Here is a 4,189-nt window from a genome sequence, read left to right on the forward strand (position 1 = left end):
TGGTGCGGCTGGGCCGGCCGATCAGCACGAACCCGCCAAAAAAGGGCGGGGCGCGGCATTTTGCAGGCGAACTTTATGCCCTTCAAGGGATTATGACGGGTGACGGAAAATTAACTACAAGTCATCCCGTGACCGAATGTCGCAGATGGCCAGCTGAATCCCTTGCAGGCCGTGCCTTGTAAGGATTCTGGCTGAATTTGAAAAAATTTCTCATCGGCGACGTGAATAGGCCGTAATGAGTCGTGAATGGAGGCTCAAAGCCACGCCCGCAGGCGCTTGTGGGACGTCTGTACGACTTTCGGATACAGTCTGCGATTTTGCGACAAATACTTATATCTGTAGGGCTTAAATTATCCTGACTACCGGGTTAGTAATCGCTGTAAGCCTCTATCCTTCTAGGCTGTAGCTGTTTGCCTGATTCACCAGCCAATCGCTAAAAGCCTTGAGTGATGCCGATTCGACCTTTCGCTCCGGAATCATCAGGTAATACGCCTTGATGCTGGAAAGCGCATTCGGGTTGGCGATCACCAAGCGTTTCTCGGCCAGCTCGCGCTGAATCAGGAACGGTGGAATCAGCGCGATGCCCATGTCGTGCATGGCCGCCTGGGCCAGCATGGAGAACAGCTCGTAGCGCGGGCCTGTCATGTCGCGGGGGATGTTCAGGTGCCGGGCGTTGAACCACTGGCGCCAGGCGTAGGGGCGCGTGGTTTGCTGCAACAGAGGCAGTTCGGCGATCTGGTCAGGAGTCAGATGGGTCCTGCTGCCGAGTAGGGTGGGGCTGCACACCGGCATCGGATTTTCACCCATCAGCCTGTGGGATTCGGTACCCGACCAGTCGGCGTCGCCGAAGTAGATGGCCGCGTCGAAATCAGTGTCGGCAAACAGGAACGGGCGGGTGCGGTTGGTCAGGTTGACCGTCACTTCCGGGTGTTTGAGCTGAAAGTCCTTGAGCCGTGGCAGCAGCCATTGAGTGCCGAAGGTGGGTACCACTGCCAGTTCGATCACGTTGGTGCCCTGTTGGCCCATGACCGAGAGTGTGTCGCGCTCGACGGCGTCCAGTTGCGTGGCCACCCGACGGCTGTAGGAAAGGCCGGCTTCCGTCAGCTTCACTCCGCGTCGCGAACGTCGGAACAGTTCCACGCTGAGGAAGTCCTCAAGGCTGGCGATCTGTCGGCAAATGGCGCCTTGGGTCAGGGAAAGTTCTTCGGCAGCCTTGGTAAAGCTTTCGTGGCGAGCGGCGGCTTCGAAGCTGATCAGGGCTGTGGTGCTGGGAATCTTCCTGCGCATGTACGTCAACCTCACTAATGCGCCGCATAAAAGGCATTCAGCGACGGTTCGGAGTGAGAAATTAGCACAACAGGATGCGAAATCCTCGTTTGCCGAGCCAGTGAAGCGGGCCTAGGATCAATGCCACGTTAATTCACCGATTTGCGAGGACACACTCATGGGCGGTAAAGCTAGCTTCAACTGGATCGATCCCTTGCTGCTGGATCAACAGCTCACTGAAGAAGAGCGCATGATCCGTGACACCGCGGCGCAGTTCGCTCAACAGAGCCTGGCGCCACGCGTGCTTGAAGCTTTCCGCCATGAGAAAACCGACCCGGCAATCTTCCGCGAAATGGGCGAAGTCGGCCTGTTGGGGGCGACCATTCCCGAGCAGTACGGCGGCAGCGGCTTGAACTACGTCAGTTACGGTCTGATCGCCCGTGAAGTGGAGCGCGTCGATTCCGGCTACCGTTCGATGATGAGCGTGCAGTCCTCGCTGGTGATGGTGCCGATCAACGAATTCGGCACTGAAGCACAGAAACAGAAATACCTGCCGAAACTGGCGTCTGGCGAATGGATCGGCTGCTTCGGTCTGACCGAGCCAAACCACGGTTCCGACCCGGGCGCGATGATCACCCGAGCACGCAAAGTCGACGGCGGCTACAGCCTGACCGGCGCCAAGATGTGGATCACCAACAGCCCGATCGCCGACGTGTTCGTGGTCTGGGCCAAGGACGATGCCGGCGACATCCGTGGCTTCGTGCTGGAGAAAGGCTGGAAGGGCCTGAGCGCTCCGGCGATTCACGGCAAGGTCGGTCTGCGCGCATCAATCACCGGCGAAATCGTCATGGACAACGTCTTCGTTCCGGAAGAGAACATCTTCCCGGACGTACGCGGCCTGAAAGGCCCGTTCACCTGCCTCAACTCTGCGCGTTATGGCATCTCCTGGGGTGCGTTGGGCGCTGCCGAGTTCTGCTGGCACACGGCGCGCCAGTACACCCTCGATCGTCAGCAGTTCGGGCGCCCATTGGCTGCCACCCAGCTTATTCAGAAGAAGCTGGCCGACATGCAGACCGAGATCACTCTGGCCCTGCAAGGATGCCTGCGTCTGGGGCGCATGAAGGATGAAGGCACCGCTGCGGTCGAAATCACTTCGATCATGAAGCGCAACTCCTGTGGCAAGTCGTTGGACATCGCCCGCATAGCTCGTGACATGTTGGGCGGCAACGGTATCTCCGACGAGTTCGGTGTGGCTCGTCACCTGGTCAACCTGGAAGTGGTGAATACCTATGAAGGGACCCATGACGTTCACGCGCTGATCCTCGGTCGCGCGCAAACCGGTCTGCAGGCGTTCTATTAACAGGAGAGCGACCATGGGCGCGCTGTCGCATCTGCGGGTACTGGATTTATCGCGCGTGCTGGCCGGGCCGTGGGCCGGGCAGATTCTCGCCGACCTTGGCGCCGAGGTGATCAAGGTCGAGCGCCCAGGCAATGGTGATGACACCCGCGCCTGGGGGCCGCCCTTCCTGAAAGACGCATATGGTGTAAACACCAGTGAGGCGGCCTATTACCTGTCGGCCAACCGCAACAAGCAGTCGGTGACGATCGACTTCACCCGACCCGAAGGGCAGAACCTCGTACGGGAGCTCGCGGCGAAGTCGGACATCTTGATCGAGAACTTCAAGGTCGGTGGGTTGGCCGCCTATGGGCTGGACTATGCGTCGCTGAAGGCGATCAATCCGGATCTGATCTATTGCTCGATCACCGGCTTCGGTCAAACCGGGCCGTATGCCAAGCGCGCCGGTTATGACTTCATGATCCAGGGGCTGGGCGGGCTGATGAGCCTGACCGGTCGCCCTGAAGGTGATGAAGGCGCCGGGCCGGTGAAAGTGGGTGTGGCGCTGACGGACATCCTGACGGGGCTGTATTCGACCGTGGCGATTCTGGCGGCGCTGGCGCATCGTGATCACGACGGTGGCGGGCAACACATCGATATGGCTTTGCTGGATGTGCAGGTCGCATGCTTGGCGAACCAGGCAATGAACTACCTGACTACGGGCAATGCGCCGAAACGTCTGGGTAATGCACACCCGAACATCGTGCCTTATCAGGACTTCCCGACGGCCGACGGTGATTTCATTCTTACCGTTGGCAATGACGGCCAGTTCCGCAAGTTTGCCGAGGTGGCGGGCCAGCCGCAGTGGGCGGACGATCCGCGATTCGCGACTAACAAGCTGCGGGTGGCTAACCGTGCGGTGTTGATTCCGCTGATCCGTCAGGCGACGGTGTTCAAGACCACCGCCGAATGGGTGGCTCAGTTGGAGCAGGCGGGTGTGCCGTGTGGGCCGATCAATGATCTGTCCCAGGTGTTTGAAGATCCGCAGGTGAAGGCGCGTGGCTTGGCAATTGAGTTGCCTCACGCACTGGCGGGGATGGTGCCGCAGGTGGCGAGTCCGATCCGGTTGTCGCAGACGCCAGTCGAGTACCACCGTGCACCTCCTTTGTTGGGCGAGCATACGCTGGAGGTTTTGCAGCGGGTGCTGGGTCTGGGCGCGGGTGCGGTGGATGCGCTCAAGGCTGATGGAGTGCTTTGAGTATCGCTTCTATATAGAAGGAATCGTGTCCCTCCTTCTATATAGAGGGTTTTGTATGTTTTTTAACCGATCTGTAAGTTGTTGAAAGAAAAGTGAAAAAAGCGGTTGACGGCAGATTCTGGAGGTCTATAATTCGCCCCACTTCCGGCGCAGTCGAAACGGAAAACTCCTTGAGATTCAATGAGTTAAACGGTTTTCGGCGGCGGGTTGCTTCAGTTCATCGAAGCCTGGAAAGAGTTGAAAGGGCGGTGATGTTTGGCTCTTTTAACGGTTCGATCTTCTCGGTCGAAAGCGGAGAAAAAGAGGTGTTGACAGCAGCGTGTAACGCT

At 58.6% G+C, this 4,189-nt stretch carries 4 protein-coding genes; 3 read left to right on the top strand and 1 reads right to left on the bottom strand.

What is annotated here, in order from left to right; genetic code table 11:
- Positions 1-182 (top strand): hypothetical protein (locus ACIOUG_RS10465; protein WP_401065012.1); only part of this gene is annotated, 182 nt, incomplete at its 5' end.
- 205 nt (positions 183-387) lie between these two features.
- Here the strand turns inward: ACIOUG_RS10465 and ACIOUG_RS10470 are convergent.
- A complete protein-coding gene (locus ACIOUG_RS10470; protein WP_401065015.1) occupies positions 388-1,287 on the bottom strand; it encodes a LysR family transcriptional regulator in 900 nt (299 codons plus the stop codon).
- A 157-nt stretch (positions 1,288-1,444) separates the two neighbouring features.
- Between ACIOUG_RS10470 and ACIOUG_RS10475 the strand changes: the two genes are divergently transcribed.
- Together ACIOUG_RS10475 and ACIOUG_RS10480 are read left to right on the top strand one after the other, a co-directional pair.
- Positions 1,445-2,626, top strand: coding sequence for an acyl-CoA dehydrogenase (locus ACIOUG_RS10475; protein WP_401065016.1), 1,182 nt, complete (start codon positions 1,445-1,447; stop codon positions 2,624-2,626).
- A gap of 13 nt (positions 2,627-2,639) precedes the next feature.
- Complete coding sequence (locus tag ACIOUG_RS10480; protein WP_401065019.1) at positions 2,640-3,860, top strand: CaiB/BaiF CoA transferase family protein; 1,221 nt, start codon at positions 2,640-2,642, stop codon at positions 3,858-3,860.
- Positions 3,861-4,189: the final 329 nt, after the last annotated feature.

The organism is Pseudomonas sp. NPDC087803, from assembly GCF_044742995.1.
GTDB lineage: Bacteria > Pseudomonadota > Gammaproteobacteria > Pseudomonadales > Pseudomonadaceae > Aquipseudomonas.

Excerpts from the sequence above, each read along its gene's own strand:
- ACIOUG_RS10470 (WP_401065015.1), bottom strand. The coding sequence starts at position 1,287 with ATGCGCAGGAAGATTCCCAGCACCACAGCCCTGATCAGCTTCGAAGCC.
- ACIOUG_RS10475 (WP_401065016.1), top strand. The coding sequence starts at position 1,445 with ATGGGCGGTAAAGCTAGCTTCAACTGGATCGATCCCTTGCTGCTGGAT.
- ACIOUG_RS10480 (WP_401065019.1), top strand. The coding sequence starts at position 2,640 with ATGGGCGCGCTGTCGCATCTGCGGGTACTGGATTTATCGCGCGTGCTG.